Here is a 19,534-nt window from a genome sequence, read left to right as displayed (position 1 = left end):
CGGTGCTGTCAGGGTGCGGGTTTACTGGTGCTTGTAGTGCTTGATCGAGGTGTCCTTGGCCGCCTCGTCGGCAAAGCCCTGGATCTTCTTGATGGCCTCGGCCGGGGTGAGCCGGCCGGCCATCATCTCGCCGAGACCGGCCACGCCGATCTTCTCCTTCTGCAGCTGCACGTACCAGTCCTGCAGCCGCGGATTCACCACGTTGGACCCCGCCTTGTCCAAGGCCGCCACGCCCGACTTCAGACCCGGGGTCAGGGAGATGCCGTCGGTGCCGCCGTTGTACGCCGTCAGCGACTTCACCTTGGCGGTGAAGTTCTTCGAGGACGCCTCCGAGAGCATGACGCGCAGCTGCTCCATGCCGCCCTCGGCGTTCGCCGCCTTGGCCGGCACGACGAACGGCTCACCGCCGGAGGCCCAGATGGTGCCGAACGGCAGCTTGTCCGAGCCGTCGAGGCCGGTGGGCGCGGAGACCGCGAGATCGAAGTCGGCCGGGATGACGTTGGCCGACTCGTTCTCCACCCAGGAGCCGTTCGGGATGAACAGCGCCTTGCCCTTGGCCCAGGCGGTCTGCGACTGGATGTGGTCCAGGCCCGGGGTGCCCTTGAGGATGTAGCCCTTCTTGTACAGCTCGTAGTAGGCCTCGAAACACGCCTTGACCGCCGGGTGCTTCCAGGCGTTCGGCTCCAGGTTGTCGATGGCGTCGAGGACCTCGCGGCCGCCGACCTTGCCGATCATCGGGTACAGCGAGAAGGGCACGTAGTACGGGTACTTGCCCGCGTACGTCCAGCCCGCCATGCCCTTCTTCTTGGCCTTCTCGCACACCGCCAGCATCTGGTCCCAGGTCTGCGGGTACTCGGCGTCCAGCGAGTCCAGCGCCTTCTGTGAGTACCAGACGCCGTAGACCGTGTAGGCGTAGTACAGGATCCAGACCGGCTTGCCGTCGAACTGGCCCATCTCCACGATGCCGGGGCGCAGCGTGTCGCGGACCTTCTTCTTCGGGTCGTCGTACGACGGCGCGTCCAGCAGCGGGGTGAGGTCCGCCAGCTGGTTCTTGCCGACGAGCACGCCCATGTCCATCTGCTCGGCGCCGGAGTTGTCGATGAGGTCCGGCGGGTTGCCCTGGTTGAAGCGGGGCTGCAGGGTGGACTGGATCTTCTGGGTGGCGGCGAACTTCACCTTGGCCTTGGGGAAGTCCTTCTCGTAGATCTTCACCGCGTCCTCGGCGTACTCCTTGCCGAAGCCGCCGTCGAAGAGGACGAATTCCATACCGGCGCTCTCGTTGACGCCGAGCGGGTTCTTGTCGGTCTTCTTGCCCGCCTTCGCCTTGTCCTGTCCGTCACCGCCGCTGCTCGCGCAGGCGGACAGCAGGCCCATGCCCGGGGCCGCGACCAGGCCGAGCGCGGCGGACCGCTTGATCAGATCGCGACGGCCGACGCCTTCGCCACCGTGGTGCGCAGTGGATCCCATGCTCAAGTCCTCGCCTTCTCCAGGACTCAGGCGGTGAACCGGATCCTCCCGGCACCGCGGTCGGGTAGTGCAGGGTCGTGCAGGAAACGCCGACAGGTATAGTCCACTTCCCGCCAGGGGAGCAAGATCGAATGCAAGGTTGGCCACGGGTCTTTTCCGAGTTGAGACCTCTTGGAAATCTGAGCGCCCTGTGCGTGCTTCGCCGGAAAAATTCGCGACACAAGCCCCTGAATGCCACACCCAACACCCTTGACATCACCGGCCACTTGACGCCCTACTGGTTCCTGCGCACCGATTCTGACAACGTTGTCCACGCGGTCGCAGGAGGGGAATGCGTAGATGCAGCGGAGAACCAGGCACAGATGGGATCCGGCGGTCGTCCTCACGGCCGCCTTTGTCATGGCCGTCGGCGCGCAGGGAGCGGCGGTCGCCCTGCCGGCCGGGGCTCCGTCCGCCGACCAGGAGTTCGCATCCTCGTTCGAGACGGGCGATCCGGCCCCGGACTGGCTGAACACCGTCGACACCGCGGCGGACGGCGGCAAGCGCGCCTCGGGCGTCGACGGCGGCTACAGCACCGGCATTCCGGGCAATGTGACCGACCATGTCACCGAGGTACGGGCGAGCGGCGAGAACACGGTCGCCGGCGAGGTGAAGGAGAACCTCGCCGACGGTGAGCCCGGCACCAAATGGCTGACCTTCGCGCCCACCGGCTGGGTGGAGTTCGAGCTGGACAAGCCCGTCAAGCTGGTGACGTACGCGCTCACCTCGGCCAACGACTACGACGCGCGCGACCCGCGGGACTGGACCCTGCTGGGCTCCGGCGACGGCAAGGACTGGAAGACCGTCGACACCCGCTCGGGCGAGAACTTCTCCGAGCGGTTCCAGACGAAGTCCTACGACCTGGACCAGCCGGCCGAGTACCAGCACTTCCGGCTGGAGGTGACGGGGAACAACGGCGCCTCGGACATCCTGCAACTCGCCGACGTGCAGTTCTCCACCGGTGGCGGGGGCGGACCGGTGCCGCAGGACATGCTGACGCTGGTCGACAAGGGCCCGAGCGGCTCCCCGACCGCCAAGGCCCGGGCCGGCTTCACCGGCAAGCGGGCGCTGCGCTACGCCGGCCGGCACACGGCGGGCGGCCGGGCGTACTCGTACAACAAGGTCTTCGACGTGGACGTGAAGGTCGGCCGCGACACCCAGTTGTCGTACCGTCTCTTCCCCTCGATGGCCGACGGCGACCGCGACTACGACGCCACGAACGTCTCCGTCGACCTCGCCTTCACCGACGGCACCTACCTCAGCGGCCTGGGGGCGCTGGACGCGCACGGCTTCCCGCTGACGCCGCGCGGCCAGGGCGCCTCGAAGTCGCTGTACGTCAATCAGTGGAACAACGTCGTCTCACGGATCGGTTCGGTGGCGGCCGGCAGGACGGTCGACCGGATCCTCGTCGCGTACGACTCCCCGGACGGCCCGGCGAAGTTCCGCGGCTGGATAGACGACCTGGCGCTGCGTCCGGTGGCCCCCGAGAAGCCGAAGGCGCACCTGTCGGACTACGCGCTGACCACCCGGGGCACCAACTCCAGCGGCAGCTTCTCGCGCGGCAACAACTTCCCGGCGACGGCGCTCCCGCACGGCTTCAACTTCTGGACGCCGGTGACCAACGCGTCCTCGCTGAGCTGGCTGTACGAGTACGCACGTGCGAACAACGACGACAACCAGCCCACGATCCAGGCCTTCAGCGCCAGCCACGAACCGAGCCCGTGGATGGGTGACCGGCAGACCTTCCAGCTGATGCCGTCGGCCGCGTCCGGCACCCCGGACACCGGCCGTGAGGCGCGGGAGCTGGCCTTCCGGCACGAGAACGAGACCGCGCGGCCGTACTACTACGGCGTCCGGTTCGAGAACGGCCTCAAGGCGGAGATGACGCCGACCGACCACGCGGCCGTGCTGCGCTTCACCTATCCGGGCGCGGACGCGAGTGTCCTGTTCGACAACGTGACCGAGCAGGCGGGCCTGACGCTCGACAAGGAGCACGGGATCGTCACCGGCTGGTCGGACGTGAAGTCGGGACTGTCCACGGGCGCCACCCGGCTCTTCGTGTACGGCGAGTTCGACAAGAAGGTGACCGACGGCGCGTCGAGCGGTGTGAAGGGCTTCCTGCGCTTCGACGCGGGCGCCGACCGCACCGTCACCCTGCGGCTGGCCACCTCGCTCATCGGCATCGACCAGGCGAAGGACAACCTGCGCCAGGAGATCCCCGAGGGCACGTCCTTCGACAAGGTGAAGGCACACGCCCAGCACGCCTGGGACAAGGTGCTCGGCAAGGTCGAGGTGCAGGGCGCGACCCCCGACCAGCTGACCACCCTGTACTCCGGTCTGTACCGCCTCTACCTGTACCCCAACTCCGGTTTCGAGAAGGTCGACGGCACCAACCGGTACGCCTCGCCCTTCTCGCCCATGCCGGGCCCGGACACCCCGACGCACACCGGCGCGAAGATCGTCGACGGCACGGTGTACGTCAACAACGGCTTCTGGGACACCTACCGGACCACCTGGCCGGCGTACTCGTTCCTGACGCCCTCCCAGGCGGGCGAGATGGTCGACGGGTTCGTGCAGCAGTACAAGGACGGCGGCTGGACCTCCCGCTGGTCCTCCCCCGGCTACGCGGACCTGATGACCGGCACTTCCTCGGACGTGGCCTTCGCCGACGCGTACGTCAAGGGCGTGAAGTTCGACGCGAAGGCGGCCTACGACGCGGCGGTGAAGAACGCGACCGTCGTCCCGCCGGCGTCCGGCGTGGGCCGCAAGGGCATGGCCACCTCGCCCTTCCTCGGCTACACCGGCACCGACACCCACGAGGGCCTGTCGTGGGCGATGGAGGGCTACGTCAACGACTACGGCATCGCCCGGATGGGCCAGGAGCTGTACAAGAAGACCGGCGAGAAGCGTTACCGGGAGGAGTCGCGGTACTTCCTCAACCGCGCCCAGGACTACGTGAACCTGTTCGACTCCAAGGCGGGCTTCTTCCAGGGCCGCGACGCCGAGGGGAACTGGCGGGTGGACTCCTCGAAGTACGACCCGCGCGTGTGGGGCTACGACTACACGGAGACCAACGGCTGGGGCTACGCCTTCACCGCCCCGCAGGACAGCCGGGGGCTGGCCAACCTCTACGGCGGCCGGCAGGCCCTCGCGGACAAGCTCGACGAGTACTTCGGCACGCCGGAGACGGCCTCCCCGGACTACGTCGGCTCCTACGGCGGTGTCATCCACGAGATGACCGAGGCGCGGGACGTCCGGATGGGCATGTACGGCCACTCCAACCAGGTCGCGCACCACGTGATCTACATGTACGACGCGGCCGGCGAGCCCTGGAAGGCGCAGGCGTACGTGCGTGAGGCGCTCGCCCGCCTCTACACCGGCAGCGAGATAGGACAGGGCTACCACGGCGACGAGGACAACGGCGAGCAGTCCGGCTGGTACCTCTTCTCCGCGCTCGGCTTCTACCCGCTGGTCATGGGCAGCGGCGAGTACTCCATCGGCTCCCCGCTGTTCAAGCAGGTGACCGTGCACCTGGAGAACGGCCGGAACCTGGTGGTCAAGGCACCGCGGAACAGCGCGCGGAACGTCTACGTCCAGGGCGTGACCTTCAACGGCCGTCCGTGGAAGTCCACGTCGCTCCCCCATTCGCTGCTGTCCCAGGGCGGTGTACTGGAGTTCGCCATGGGTGACAAGCCGTCGGCGTGGGGCACGGGCAAGGACGCGGCCCCCGTCTCCATCGCCCAGGACGACAAGGTGCCGACGCCCCGCGCGGACGTCCTGAAGGGTGACGGCGCCCTGTTCGACGACACGTCGGCGACGAGCGCGACGGTCACCGCGGTGGAGCTGCCGGCCGACGGCGCCGTGCGGCCGGTGCAGTACACGCTGACCTCGGCGGCGGACCACACGAAGGCGCCGACCGGCTGGACCCTCAAGGGCTCCAGGGACGGCACGACCTGGCAGACCCTGGACCACCGCTCCGGCGAAGCCTTCCGGTGGGACCGCCAGACGCGGGCCTTCAGCGTCGCCGCCCCCGGTACCTACACCAAGTACCGCCTGGTCCTGGACGGCGAGTCGACGCTGGCGGAGGTGGAGCTGCTGGCCTGACGCGGGCAAGGGGTAGGGGGCGGGCCCGTCCGGGTCCGCCCCCTACGCTGTGCGGTGCGGTGCTCAGCCGGTGGCCAGCGTGAAGACGTGCAGGTCCGCGTCGCGCGGGAGCCGGACACCGCTGATCGCCTTGCCGGCGGGTGCCGCGAAGGGCTTGGTGGCGAAGACGTACGTCGCGACCGGGTCCTTGTCCGCGCCGGCGACGTTGCGGTACGCGGTCTTGGCCACGACCGCGTTGCCGAACTGGACGGTGCCGCCTCCGCCGCCGACGGTCCAGTCGGTGAAGGACAGGTCGACGGTGTCGGTCGTGCCGTCGGTGTAGGTGACGGTCGCCCGGGTCTGCTGGTTGCCGTTGACCGCGCTGCCGATGAACGACAGCGTGGCCGCGGGAGCGGTCAGATCGATGGTCTGGCCGTTCGCCGTGGCGTTGTCGGGGCGGCCGTCGGGCGAGTCCGGCCAGGTGAAGGCGAGGCCGTCGACCGTGCCTCGCCCGCCCGGGGTGAGGCCGGCCGCGGCGAGGGCCTGGCGGGAGTAGCTCCAGCCGCCACCGTCGTAGTCGGCCTCGTCGTGGTCGCCCGCGTCGTCGGAGACGCCGGTGTTGTCGTACGCGGCGAGGAGGGTGCCCGGGGCGGCCACGGTCAGCGAGACCGGCTGCCGGTACGAGGTGTCGCCCGAGGTCACCGTGACCTCGACGTCGGCGAAGCCCTGCGCGGCGTCCTGCGCGGCCGTCAGGGTGATCTCCTGGGCACCGTCGGTCACCGTGCCCTCGGCGGGCGCGGCCGTGACGCCGGCCGGGGTTCGCACCTGGAAGCGCACCTCGGGGCCGGTACCGCCGTTCAGCGCCAGCGCGCGGACGCCGATCTTCGTGCTGTCTCCGGGCGCGATCGTGGCCGCGGTCGGGCCGACACCGATCTGGTACGGCTGCTCGCCCTCCCGGAAGGACGGCGGCGGGCTGCCCGCTCCCCAGGTGCGGTCCGGGGTGGCGGACAGGGTGTAGTCGAGGCGGCCGCCGTCCCGGACGAAGGAGGCGGGCAGCCAGGGCCGGTCGCTGGTACGGCCGTCGACCTTCAGGGACTGGACGTAGGGCGCGCCGGCCGCGGCTCCGGCCGCGCGGATGGAGATGTCGTTGCCCCGGGGCCGCTGGATCTCCACGCGCTCGAACAGCGGTGAGGCGAGGATCAGTTCGGCGCGGGACGGCACCTGCGGGTACATGCCGAGCGCCGAGAAGACGTACCAGGCCGACATGGCGCCGAGGTCGTCGTTGCCGGGGATGCCGCCGGGCTGGGTGGACCACAGCTGCCGCATCGCCGCGCGGACGGTCTCCTGCGTCTTGTACGGGGCGCCCGCGTAGGCGTACAGGTAGGGCACGTTGATCGACGGCTCGTTGTCCAGTTCGGACTTGGTGCCGCCGTTGCCGGTGAAGGCCCAGCCGCCGTCGGCGTCGTGGAAGAAGTCGTCCAGCCGGGCGAGGGCCTTGTCCCGGCCGCCCAGCGCGGCGAACAGGCCCGCCGGGTCGTGCTGGACCATCCAGGTGTACTGGGCGGCCGTGCCCTCGACGAAGCCGTTGCCGGTGTCGGGGGTGAAGCCGGTGACCCAGCTGCCGTCGGCCCTGCGGTTCGCGATGTAGCCGCCGCTCGGATCGGCCGCGATGTTGAAGTTGTTCTGCCACCACTGGGACCGGCGGGCGAAGGCGGCCGCGGTGTCCTGCCGCCCGGCGGCTCGTGCGAGCTGGGAGATCGCGAAGTCCGCCGCGGACATCTCCAGGGTCTCGGCCGCGCCGCCCCAGGCGTTGGAGACGCTCGGCATGTAGTGCAGCGCGAGGTACTTGTCGAGCGAGGGGCGCTGACCGACCGAGAGCACCGGCTTGCCCGCCGCCGACAGATCCTGCGACGTGGGTACGGTCGCCGCCTCGACCAGTGAGTCCAGGGCGCCCTTCAGGTCGAAGCCGCTGCCGCCGAAGGCACGGATGCCGGCCAGGGCGGCCGCCGAGGGGTCGCCGTTCATGACGTGGGTGCCGCTCGCACCGTGCAGCCAGCGGTCCCAGGTCCCGCCGTTCTGCCGGGCGAGTTCGTAGAGCGACTGGGCGATGTCGGAGCCGGTGCGCGGATCGAGGAGGGTCACGAGCTGCACCTGGTCGCGGTAGACGTCCCAGCCGGAGAAGGTGCCGTACTGCGCGTGCTGCCGGCGGCCGACCCGGTGCGGGCGGCCGTCGGCTCCCCGGTACCGGCCGTCGACGTCGCTGATCACGTTCGGGTGCAGCAGCGAGTGGTAGAGCGCGGTGTAGAAGGTGGTGCGCTCGGCGTCCGTGCCGCCGCCGACCCGGACGGCTCCGAGCCGCTCCCGCCAGGCGCGGCGGGCCGCCTCCCTGATCTTGTCGAAGGAGCGGCCCGGCGGGTTCTCGGCGGCCAGGTTCGCCTCGGCCGCCTCCCGTCCGACGTAGGAGATGCCGACCTTGACGTTCACCGGACCGGCGCCGGGCGCGAACTCGACGTACCCGCCCGCGCCCTTCCCCGCGACGGGCCGCCCGCCGTGCGAGAAGCCGCCGGTGTCACCGGACGCCTGCGTGGAGCCCGGGTCGAGCTTGTCGTCCCGCCAGGTTCCGGTGGCCCGGAAGGCGCGGTCGAAGCGGGCGGTGAAGTACAGGGTGTAGTAGGCCCGCCGGCCCTCCGGGTCGAGGTAGCCGCAGAAGTTCCCGGAGGTGACCGAGCCGGAGATCGTCCGGGTGGCCGGGTCGATCCTGACGGTCGAGTCCTGCGAGCCCACCTCCGAGTTGGCGGTGCGCACCAGCAGGGAGGCGGGCTTGCCGGCCGGGAAGGTGAAGCGGGCCGAGCCGGTGCGCGCGGTGGCGGTGAGGTCGGCGGTGACGCCGGAGGCCAGGCCCACCTTGTAGTGGCCGGGTTCGGCGGTCTCGTCGGCGTGGGTGAAGTCCGAGGCGTAGACGGCGTCCTTGGTGTCGCTCGCCGGGGAGGAGGTGACCTCGCCGGCGTACGGGAAGAAGGGGATGTCGCCGCTGCCGCCCGCACAGCCGGTGCCGGACATGTGGGTGAGGCTGAAGCCGCGGATACGGGTGGCGTCGTACTGGTAACCGCCGGGTGCGGCGGTTCGCGTGGCGTCGCCGCGGGTGTTCTCCGGGCTCCAGGAGAGCATGCCGAACGGCACGACGGCACCGGGGAAGACATCGCCGACGTTCTTGGTGCCGATCAGCGGATCGACGTACGGAGTGGGGTCCTTGACGAGATCGGGGGGAGCGGCGGTCGCCGCGAGGGCGGGGGTGGCGGCGCCGCCGGTCGCGAGAAGCGCGGCCAGCAGCAGGGACATGGGTCGGAAACGCATGACGCGGCCCTTCCTCTGACGGACGGGTCGCGCACCACGGGTCGCACAAGCCGCAGGGACAGTAACGTGCGCCACCGGTACCACGGAAGACCGCGTGCGCCTGCGCGGGCGCACGCCGGGATCACCTGGTCGGGCTACTCCAAGTGGCTTGACATCGTTGTCCGTTGAGGCGGTAGAGTCATGTACAGACCGTAGACAACGTTGTCGCGCGCCATGCCGGCACACAAGCCACGCAGTTCCCGCTTTCAGGCCATCCCCTCCGGGCGGGTCACACACCCCCCACCCGCCCGGCTCGCGGACCCGGTGCACGACTCCACCGGGTCCGCCCCGAGCGCACCCTGACGGAGACCCCGAGCGCGATGCAGGAGTGACTCATGTGGCGATAGACAGCGCCTGGGGCGAATGAGGCACCGAAATATGCGTCCATCTCGTGGACCGGCGTAGTCACAGGCATGCGCCGGTGTTACAAATGCCGCATGTCGGACCGATTTGCCCGATTCAGGCGTGTGCCATGGCGTGCCATGGTCGGCAGGAGTCCGCGCAGCGTCGCCGGACAGGTCTTCCTTCTCCAGGTGGCCCTGGTGGTGCTGCTCGTGATCTGCGGCGTCATCGCTCTCGTCCTGCAATCGGAACGGGACACCAGCACGGAGGCCAAGCGCCGGTCCATAGCCGTGGCGCAGACCTTCGCGCACTCCCCTGGCATCGTGCAGGCACTGCAGGCCCCCGACCCGTCGAAGAAGCTCCAGCCGCTCACCGAGGCGGGACGCAAGTCCGCGGGCGTCGACTTCATCGTGGTCATGGACACCAAGGGCATCCGCTACACCCACCCCCTGCCGGGCAAGATAGGCAAGCGGTTCGTGGGCGCCATCGGGCCGTCGCTGGCCGGGAAGGTCTACACGGAGAGCGTCCACGGCCCGCTCGGCCACGAGGTGCAGGCGACCGTTCCCGTCAAGGACGCCCAGGGCCGTGTCACCGCCCTCGTCTCCGCCGGGCTGAAGGTGAAGAACGTCGCCAGCCAGGTGGACCGGCAGCTGCCGATCATCCTGGCGGCCGGTGCCGGAGCGCTCGTGGTGTCCACGGGCGGTACGGCTCTGGTGGGCAGGAGGCTGCGGCGGCAGACGCACAGCCTGGCTCCGGACGAGATGACCCGCATGTACGAGCACCACGACACGGTGCTGCACTCGGTGCGCGAGGGCGTGCTCATCGTCGGTGACGACGGGCGGCTGCTGCTCGCCAACGACGAGGCCAGGCGCCTGCTGGAGCTGCCCGCCGAGGCCGAGGGGCGCGATGTGCGCGAGCTGCCGGGCCTCGAGCCCGCGACGGTGGAGCTGCTCCAGTCCGGGCGCGAGGCGAGCGACGAGGTGCACTTCGCCGGCGGGCGCCTGCTGGCGGTCAACCAGCGGCCCACGGACCGCATGGGAGGCCCTCGGGGCACCGTGGTGACGCTCCGGGACTCCACCGAGCTGCAGGCGGTCTCCGGCCGGGCGGAGGTCGCACGCGAGCGGCTGGAGCTGCTGTACGACGCCGGCCTCGGCATCGGCACCACCCTCGACGTGGTCCGCACGGCCGACGAGCTGGCCCAGGTCGCCGTCCCCCGGTTCGCCGACTTCGTCACCGTGGACCTGGCCGACGCCGTGCTGCACGGCGAGGAGCCGGCGCCCACCGCCACGGACATGCGGCGCGTCGCCGTGAGCGGCATCCGGGACGACCATCCGCTGTACGAACAGGGCCGGCTGATCGACTTCCTGCCGTCCACGCCCCAGGCGCGCGGTTACGGCTCCGGCCGCTCCGAGCTGGTGACCGACCTGTCCGTCGCGGACGGCTGGCAGGCGCAGGACCCGGACCGGGCCCGGCAGATCGTGGACTACGGCATCCACTCGCTGATCGCCGCCCCGATCCGGGCACGTGGTGTCGTGCTCGGCATGGCCAACTTCTGGCGCTCCAAACGGGAGACCTTCGACGACGAGGAGCTGTCGCTGGCGGAGGAACTGGTGGCCCGAGCCGCGGTCAGCATCGACAACGCCCGCCGGTACACGCGCGAGCACGCCGTGGCGGTCACCCTCCAGCGCAGCCTGCTGCCGCGGGCGCTGCCCGAGCAGAGCGCCCTCGACGTCGGCTACCGCTATCTGCCCGCCCAGTCGGGCGTGAGCGGCGACTGGTTCGACGTCATCCCGCTGCCGGGCAGCCGGGTGGCACTGGCCGTCGGTGACGTGGTCGGACACGGGCTGCACGCCGCGGCGACGATGGGCCGGCTGCGGACCGCGGTGCACAACTTCTCCACGCTCGACCTGCCGCCCGACGAGCTGCTCAGCCACCTGGACGAGCTGGTCGGCCGCATCGACCAGGACGAGGTCTGTCCGGAGACGGCCGGGGAGATCGTGGGCGCCACCTGCCTGTACGCGATCTACGACCCCGTGACGCGCCACTGCGTCATGGCCCGGGCCGGGCACCTGGCGCCCGCGGTGGTCTCGCCCGACGGCAGCGTCACCTTCCCCGACGTACCCGCCGGGCCGCCGCTCGGTCTCGGCGGCCTGCCGTTCCAGACGGCCGAGCTGGAGCTGGCCGAGGGCAGCCAGCTCGTCCTGTACACCGACGGCCTCATCGAGGACCGCACGCGCGACCTGGACGTGGGGATGGAGCTGCTGCGCCTGGCGCTGGCGGGACACCCGGGCCGGTCTCCGGAGGAGAGCTGCCAGGCGGTCCTGGACGAGCTGCTGCCCGAGCGGCCCACGGACGACGTCGCCCTGCTCATCGCGCGCACCCGGGCGCTGCCGCCGGAGAAGGTCGCCGACTGGGACGTGCCGTGCGACCCGGCGGCCGTGTCCGGGATGCGTCTCGCCGTGTCCGGCAAGCTCGAGGAGTGGGGCCTGTCCGAGCTGGGCTTCGGCATGGAACTCGTGCTCAGCGAGCTGATCACCAACGCCATCCGCTACGGCTCCGATCCGGTCCATGTGCGCCTCATCCATGACCGCACACTGATCTGCGAGGTGGCCGACGGCAGCAGCACCTCGCCGCATCTGCGGTATGCCGCGACCACGGACGAGGGAGGCCGGGGCCTGTTCCTGGTCTCGCAGCTGACCGAGCGCTGGGGCACCCGGTACACGCCGCACGGCAAGGTGATCTGGGCCGAGCTGACACTGCCCGACCTCACCGACCTCTGCGTGGACCCCACGGCGTTCTTCCCGGACTGAGACCTCCCCGAGCGGCTCACCGCCCACGAGACCGGCGACCACGCCCGCTCCGACGGCCGGTGCCGGGCGGAGAACGGGCCGGGCGGCGCGTGGCGGGCGGCCGGGCCCGAGGGCCGGTGCCGGACGGCGACAGGGCCGAGCGTGGCGTGGCAGGGGGGCCGGCCCCAGAGCCGGCGTGGGACGGCGAACGGGCCGGGCGTGGCAGGGCAAGCATCCGGCCCCAGAGCCGGCGTCGGACGGCCAACGGGCCGGGCGCGGCAGGGCAAGCATCCGGCCGCAGAGCCGGCGTCGGACGGCCAACGGGCCGGGCGCGGGGCGACGGGCGTCCGGTCCTTACGGCCGGGCCGAGAGCAGCGGCTAGTCCCTCCCGGACCGCGGCAGGTGTGCGGCCGTCGATCGGCCGGGCTCGCACGGCAGGCGTCCGATCCGAGGGTGTCGGCGGGGCGGGTGCGAGGGCAGACCGTCCCGGACCACGGCCGGTGAGCAGGCCGCCGACCGGGCGGGCGCGGCACAGCGGGCAGCCGACCCGAGAGGCGTTGCCAAGCCGGACGCGACGACCACACCGTCCCGGACCACGGCCGGTGAGCAGGCCGCCGACCGGGCGGGCACAGCGGGCAGCCGACCCGAGAGGTGTGGCCGAGGGGGGCACGAGGACTAGACCGTCCCCACCCGTGGCCGGTGCGCGGCTGTCAATCGGCCGAGCGCGGCACAACGGGCAGCCGACCCGAGAGGCCTTGCCAAGCCGGACGCGAGGACTGGACCGTCCCGGACCATGGCCGGTCAGCAGGCCGTCAGCCGGGCGGGCGCGGCACGGCGGGCGGCCGGATCGGAGGTCGGCGGGGCGGGTGGCGGACCGGGCGTGGGCTGTCAGTGGGATGGGTGGGGCATGGCGGGTGTTCGGTTCGAGGGGGGTTGCCGGGGTGAGGGGTGGGTGGGGGCGGGGAGTTCGACGGTGAACTCGGTGCGGCCCGGGACGCTGTCCACGCGGATGTCGCCGCCGTGGGCCGCCGTGATGCCCGCGGCGATCGCAAGGCCCAGCCCCGAGCCGCCCTCGCTGCCGGGGGCCCGGGAGCGGGAGGCGTCGGCCCGGGTGAAGCGTTCGAAGACGGCGGGCAGGAGGGCGGGCGGGATGCCGGGGCCGTCGTCGCGGACGCGGACCAGGTGACGGGCGCCGGTGGACTCCACCGTGACCGTGACCGTCGTACCGGGCGGGGTGTGGGTGCGGGCGTTGGCCAGCAGGTGGGCCACCATCTGGTGGAGGCGGGCCGCGTCCCCCGTCACCGGTGCCGGGCTGTCCGGGTCGAGTCGGAGCCGCCAGAGATGATCGCCGCCGGCCGCCCGGGCCTCCCGTACCGCCTGGGCGACCACCGCGGCCAGGTCCACCTCGGCGCTCGGCGGCGGGTGCCCCTCGTCGAGGCGGGCGAGCAGCAACAGGTTCTCGACCAGGTCCGTCATGCGCGCGGACTCGGCACGGACCCGGCGCCAGGCCGGGTCGGGGGCGACGCGGTCCATCAGCTCGGCGTACCCGGCGACGGAGGTGAGCGGGGTGCGCAGTTCGTGGCCGGCGTCGGCGACGAAGCGGCGCATGCGTTCCTCGCCGCGCCGGCGTTCGGCGAGCGAGGCCTCGGCGTGGTCGATCATCCGGTTCAGCGCGGCGCCGATCTGGCCGGCCTCGCTGCGGGCACCGGTGTCGCGGGCCGGCACCCGGGGCAGCGCGGTGACCCGTCCGCGGCCGAGCGGCACCCGGGAGACCTCGACGGCGGTGGCGGCGAGGCGGCCGAGCGGGCGCAGCTGGCGCCGGACCACGACCGCGCACACGCCGCCGGCGAGCGCGAGCACGGCGGCCCCGGCGACCGCCTCGGTCCCGGCCAGCCGCCGCAGGGTGTCCCGTACCTCGGCCAGGGGAAGGCCGGTGAGCACGCGGATGCCTCCGGCGTCGAGGGCGGTGAGCCGGTAGGCGCCGAGTCCGGGCACGGTACGGGTGTGTGCCGAGCCGTCGGCCCGGATGCCGGTGAGGGCGGTGCGCTGGGCTGAGGCGAGGACGCGTGGGGGCGCGTTCCGCGTGACGACCGCGGCCGAGACGACACGGCCCCGGGTGTCCAGCCGGGCGGCGAGCAGTCCGGCCGGGTGGCCGCCCTCGTCGAGGAAGGCGAGGCCGGCGGGGGCTTCGGGGTGGAGTGCGGCACCGGCCAGGCCGTGTTCGGCGGCGTCGGTCACACGGTCGTCCAAGGCATTCAGCAGCCAGGCGCGCTGGACCAGGACGGTGGTGAGGGCCGAAGCGGCGCACACGCAGACCAGGGTGGCGGTGACGAAGAGCAGCAGGCGTGTGCGCAGCGAGCGGACGCGCGGGTGGGGGCTCATCTGCGAGACCCAGGAGTGCCGGACATGTAGCGATTCTGTTCCGGTCCGCTGGGGGAAGCCTGTGTTCCGGCTGAGGGTCGGTGATGACCTGGGCGGCGCACGGCCGAGGGCCGCACCCCCGGCACCGGGGATGCGGCCCTCGACTGCTGTGCCGTACCGCTTACTTGCGGATCAGGCTGCGCAGCACGTACTGCATGATGCCGCCGTTGCGGTAGTAGTCGGCCTCACCGGGGGTGTCGATGCGGACGACCGCGTCGAACTCGACACCGGTGTCGGTGGTGACCTTGACCGTGCGCGGCGTGGTGCCGTTGTTGAGTTCCTCGACACCGGTGAAGGAGAAGGTCTCCTCGCCGGTCAGGCCGAGGGACTCCGCCGACTGGCCCTCCGGGAACTGCAGCGGCAGGACGCCCATGCCGATGAGGTTCGAGCGGTGGATGCGCTCGTACGACTCGGCGATGACGGCCTTGACGCCGAGCAGCGCGGTGCCCTTGGCCGCCCAGTCGCGGGACGAGCCGGAGCCGTACTCCTTGCCAGCCAGGACGACCAGCGGGATGCCCTGCTCGATGTAGTTGCGGGAGGCGTCGTAGATGAACGACACCGGCGCGTCCGCCTGGGTGAAGTCGCGGGTGTAGCCGCCCTCGGTGCCCGGCGCGATCTGGTTGCGCAGGCGGATGTTGGCGAACGTGCCGCGGATCATGACCTCGTGGTTGCCGCGGCGCGAACCGTAGCTGTTGAAGTCACGACGCTCCACACCGTGCTCGGTGAGGTACTTGCCGGCCGGGGTGTCGGCCTTGATGGCACCGGCCGGGGAGATGTGGTCGGTGGTGACCGAGTCGCCCAGCTTGGCGAGGACGCGGGCGCCGGAGATGTCGGAGACCGCCTCCGGCTCCATGCCCATGCCCTCGAAGTACGGGGGCTTGCGGACGTAGGTCGACTCGGCGTCCCACTCGAAGGTGTTGCCGGTCGGGACCGGGAGCGACTGCCACTGGGCGTCGCCCGCGAAGACGTCCTGGTAGGACTTGTTGAACATGTCCTCGCCGATGGCGTTCGCCACGACGTCGTTGACCTCGGCCTCGGAGGGCCAGATGTCCTTCAGGAAGACCGGGTTGCCGTCCTGGTCGGCACCCAGGGCGTCACGGGTGATGTCCACCTTCATGGAGCCCGCGATGGCGTACGCGACGACCAGCGGCGGGGACGCGAGGTAGTTCATCTTGACGTCGGGGTTGATGCGGCCTTCGAAGTTCCGGTTGCCGGAGAGGACCGAGGTGACCGCGAGGTCGTGGTCGTTGACGGCCTTGGAGACCTCCTCCGGCAGCGGGCCGGAGTTGCCGATGCAGGTGGTGCAGCCGTAGCCGACGAGGTTGAAGCCGACCTTGTCGAGGTACGGGGTCAGGCCCGCCTTGTCGAAGTAGTCGGTGACGACCTTCGAACCCGGGGCGAGGGTGGTCTTGACCCACGGCTTGCGGGTCAGGCCCTTCTCCACGGCCTTCTTCGCGACGAGCGCGGCGGCGACCATGACGTACGGGTTGGAGGTGTTGGTGCAGGAGGTGATGGCCGCGACCGTCACCGCACCGTGGTCGATCTGGTACGTCGAGCCGTCGGGGGCGGTCACGGTGACCGGGTTGGACGGGGCGCCGTTGGGGTGGATGGCCGGGGCGTCGGAGGCCGGGAAGGACTCCTGTCCCGCCTCGTCCACGGTGTCGACGTAGTTGCGGACGTCCTGCTTGAACTGCTCGGCGGCGTTCGCGAGGACGATGCGGTCCTGCGGGCGCTTCGGGCCGGCGATCGACGGGACGACGGTCGACAGGTCCAGCTCGAGCTTCTCGGAGAAGTCCGGCTCGGCCTTCGGGTCCAGCCAGAGGCCCTGCTCCTTGGCGTAGGCCTCGACGAGCGCGACCTGCTGCTCGGAGCGGCCGGTGAGCTTGAGGTAGTTCAGGGTCTCGTCGTCGATCGGGAAGATCGCGGCGGTGGAGCCGAATTCCGGCGACATGTTGCCGATGGTGGCGCGGTTGGCCAGGGAGGTGGCGGCGACGCCCTCGCCGTAGAACTCGACGAACTTGCCGACCACACCGTGCTTGCGGAGCATCTCGGTGATGGTGAGCACGAGGTCCGTGGCGGTCGTGCCCGGCTTCAGCTCACCGGTGAGCTTGAAGCCGACGACGCGCGGGATGAGCATGGAGACCGGCTGGCCGAGCATGGCGGCCTCGGCCTCGATGCCGCCGACGCCCCAGCCGAGGACGCCGAGGCCGTTGACCATGGTGGTGTGCGAGTCGGTGCCGACGAGGGTGTCGGGGTAGGCCTGGCCGCCCCGGACCATGACCGTGCGCGCCAGGTGCTCGATGTTCACCTGGTGGACGATGCCGGTGCCCGGCGGGACGACCTTGAACTCGTCGAAGGCGGTCTGGCCCCAGCGCAGGAACTGGTAGCGCTCCTTGTTGCGGCCGTACTCCAGCTCGACGTTCTGCTTGAAGGCCTCGCTCGTGCCGAACTTGTCGGCGATGACGGAGTGGTCGATGACCAGCTCGGCCGGCGCCAGCGGGTTGATCTTCGCCGGGTCGCCGCCCAGCTCCTTCACGGCCTCACGCATGGTCGCGAGGTCCACGACGCAGGGCACGCCGGTGAAGTCCTGCATGATCACGCGGGCCGGCGTGAACTGGATCTCCTGGCTGGGCTGGGCCTGGGAGTCCCAGCCGCCGAGGGCACGGATGTGGTCGGCGGTGATGTTCGCGCCGTCCTCCGTGCGGAGCAGGTTCTCCAGCAGGACCTTGAGGCTGTACGGCAGGCGGGCCGAGCCCTCCACCTTGTCCAGCCGGAAGATCTCGTACGACTCGTCGCCCACCTGCAGCGTGCTGCGGGCGTCGAAGCTGTTCGCCGACACGACAGTCTCCTTCATTGATGTGCGCGTACCACCGTCAATCGTGCCGCCACGCCGGCTTGGCCGATCCGCTAAGGTAAGGCTAAGTTAGGTAACCCTTACTTGGGTGGCGGCTGCGGTGCACCTCGGCAGATATCTCGATGTCGAGATAACTCTAGTACATGGCCGCTGGATGGTCATGCCCGGACGGCCCCGGCCACGCCGGAGTTCGGTGGCATGGCTCACACGGCACCCATCAGTGCGTGAGGAGCGGGTAACCGAATGGAGCGGCTCCCGACCGAAACCAGTCGAAGGGGGACAGCATGCCGCTCACGTTCCGCAAGAGCTTCCGGATCCTGCCCGGAGTGCGACTGAACATCAACCGGCACTCCTGGTCCATCACGACAGGCGGCGGGCACGGCCCGCGTCACACCCACAGCAGCACCGGACGTCGTACGACATCGGTGGATTTGCCCGGACCTTTCGGGTGGCGTCGGACCCGTACACGCAGGGGTCATTGACGGGGCATCACCCGAACGGACCCCCCAAGAGGCGCCATCTCATATCTGAGATAGCCTCAACCTCATGTCAGACGACTACCTCGTACGCATCGGCAAGCTCATCCGTGACGCTCGGCAACACCGTGGCTGGACACAGGCGCAGCTGGCGGAGGCGCTCGGTACCAGCCAGAGCGCGGTCAATCGCATCGAACGCGGCAACCAGAACATCAGCCTTGAGATGATCGCCCGAATCGGTGAGGCCCTGGACAGCGAGATCGTGTCGCTGGGCTATGCGGGTCCGATGCATCTGCGTGTGGTCGGAGGCCGCCGGCTCTCCGGCGCCATCGACGTCAAGACCAGCAAGAACGCCTGTGTGGCGCTGCTGTGCGCCTCGCTGCTGAACAAGGGCCGCACGGTGCTGCGCCGGGTCGCGCGGATCGAGGAGGTGTACCGCCTTCTGGAGGTACTGAACTCCATCGGCGTACGCACCCGCTGGATCAACGACGGCGTCGACCTGGAGCTGGTCCCGCCCGCCGAACTGGAGATGGCGGCGATCGACGCGGACGCGGCCGTGCGGACCCGCTCGATCATCATGTTCCTCGGTCCGCTGCTGCACCGCGTGGACCACTTCAAGCTGCCGTACGCCGGCGGTTGCGACCTGGGCACGCGGACCATCGAGCCGCACATGATCGCGCTGCGCCGGTTCGGCCTGGACATCGCGGCCACCGAGGGCCAGTACCACGCGCGCGTGGACCGCACGGTCCGGCCCGACCGCCCGATCGTCCTGACCGAGCGCGGCGACACCGTGACCGAGAACGCGCTGCTGGCCGCCGCCCGGCACGACGGCGTGACGGTCATCCGCAACGCCTCCTCCAACTACATGGTCCAGGACCTCTGCTTCTTCCTGGAGGCACTGGGCGTCAAGGTCGAAGGCATCGGCACCACCACGCTCACCGTCCACGGCGTGCCGAACATCGACGTCGACGTCGACTACTCCCCCTCCGAGGACCCGGTCGAGGCGATGAGCCTGCTGGCCGCCGCCGTGGTGACCGAGTCGCAGCTGACGGTGCGCCGGGTGCCGATCGAGTTCCTGGAGATCGAGCTGGCGGTCCTGGAGGAGATGGGCCTCGACCACGACCGGTCGCCGGAGTACTTCGCGGACAACGGCCGCACCCGCCTGATCGACCTCACGGTCCGCCCCTCCAAGCTCGAAGCCCCGATCGACAAGATCCACCCCATGCCCTTCCCGGGCCTGAACATCGACAACGTCCCGTTCTTCGCGGCCATCGCGGCGGTCGCCTCCGGCCAGACGCTCATCCACGACTGGGTCTACGACAACCGCGCCATCTACCTGACCGACCTCAACCGCCTCGGCGGCCGCCTCCAACTCCTGGACCCGCACCGGGTACTGGTCGAGGGCCCGACCCGCTGGCGCGCCGCCGAGATGATGTGCCCGCCGGCCCTGCGCCCCGCCGTGGTCGTCCTGCTGGCGATGATGGCGGCCGAGGGCACGTCGGTGCTGCGCAACGTGTACGTCATCAACCGGGGTTACGAGGACCTCGCGGAGCGCCTCAACTCCGTCGGGGCGCAGATCGAGATCTTCCGGGACATCTGAGCCCCCTCCGCAAACGCCGCTGCCGCCGCCCCCGTCGCCCGCCCGCTCCGCAGGAAGGAGCCGGTGAGGA

At 70.7% G+C, this 19,534-nt stretch carries 8 protein-coding genes; 4 read left to right on the top strand and 4 right to left on the bottom strand.

The annotated features are described in order from the left end of the window. Positions 1-21: 21 nt before the first annotated feature. Entirely contained in the window at positions 22-1,467 is a 1,446-nt protein-coding gene (gene ngcE / locus ACZ5CW_RS34820; RefSeq protein WP_468608624.1) for an N-acetylglucosamine/diacetylchitobiose ABC transporter substrate-binding protein, read from the bottom strand. Positions 1,468-1,806: 339 nt separating this feature from the next. Here ngcE and ACZ5CW_RS34815 point away from each other — a divergent pair, with 339 nt between their 5' ends. Then, positions 1,807-5,610, top strand: coding sequence for a GH92 family glycosyl hydrolase (locus ACZ5CW_RS34815; RefSeq protein ID WP_468608622.1), 3,804 nt, complete (start codon positions 1,807-1,809; stop codon positions 5,608-5,610). A gap of 63 nt (positions 5,611-5,673) precedes the next feature. Here ACZ5CW_RS34815 and ACZ5CW_RS34810 read toward each other — a convergent pair whose 3' ends face one another. After that, positions 5,674-8,943 (bottom strand): GH92 family glycosyl hydrolase, encoded by a 3,270-nt coding sequence (locus ACZ5CW_RS34810; RefSeq protein ID WP_468608620.1) that lies wholly within the window; start codon positions 8,941-8,943, stop codon positions 5,674-5,676. A 521-nt stretch (positions 8,944-9,464) separates the two neighbouring features. Here ACZ5CW_RS34810 and ACZ5CW_RS34805 point away from each other — a divergent pair. Further along, positions 9,465-12,134 carry a SpoIIE family protein phosphatase gene (locus ACZ5CW_RS34805; RefSeq protein ID WP_468608618.1) on the top strand — a complete coding sequence of 890 codons (2,670 nt, stop codon included), beginning with the start codon at positions 9,465-9,467 and terminating at the stop codon, positions 12,132-12,134. An 867-nt stretch (positions 12,135-13,001) separates the two neighbouring features. Here the strand turns inward: ACZ5CW_RS34805 and ACZ5CW_RS34800 are convergent. Both ACZ5CW_RS34800 and acnA read right to left on the bottom strand, forming a co-directional pair. Then, a complete protein-coding gene (locus ACZ5CW_RS34800; RefSeq protein ID WP_468608616.1) occupies positions 13,002-14,495 on the bottom strand; it encodes a sensor histidine kinase in 1,494 nt (497 codons plus the stop codon). Between the two features lie 160 nt (positions 14,496-14,655). After that, on the bottom strand, positions 14,656-17,373 hold the full coding sequence (acnA, locus tag ACZ5CW_RS34795; RefSeq protein ID WP_468608614.1) for an aconitate hydratase AcnA: 2,718 nt from the start codon (positions 17,371-17,373) through the stop codon (positions 14,656-14,658). Positions 17,374-17,672: 299 nt separating this feature from the next. On the opposite strand from acnA, the gene ACZ5CW_RS34790 reads away from it, so the two are divergent. Beyond that, the gene (locus ACZ5CW_RS34790; protein WP_468608612.1) at positions 17,673-17,870 is read left to right on the top strand and encodes a DUF4236 domain-containing protein; all 198 of its coding nucleotides are present in this window, start codon (positions 17,673-17,675) and stop codon (positions 17,868-17,870) included. A 64-nt stretch (positions 17,871-17,934) separates the two neighbouring features. After that, positions 17,935-19,464, top strand: coding sequence for a helix-turn-helix domain-containing protein (locus ACZ5CW_RS34785; protein WP_468608610.1), 1,530 nt, complete (start codon positions 17,935-17,937; stop codon positions 19,462-19,464). Positions 19,465-19,534 lie beyond the last annotated feature (70 nt).

Source organism: Streptomyces sp. NPDC031379, from assembly GCF_055569615.1.
Note: the sequence above shows the minus strand (reverse complement) of the source record. Positions and strands in the feature narration are given on the sequence as shown.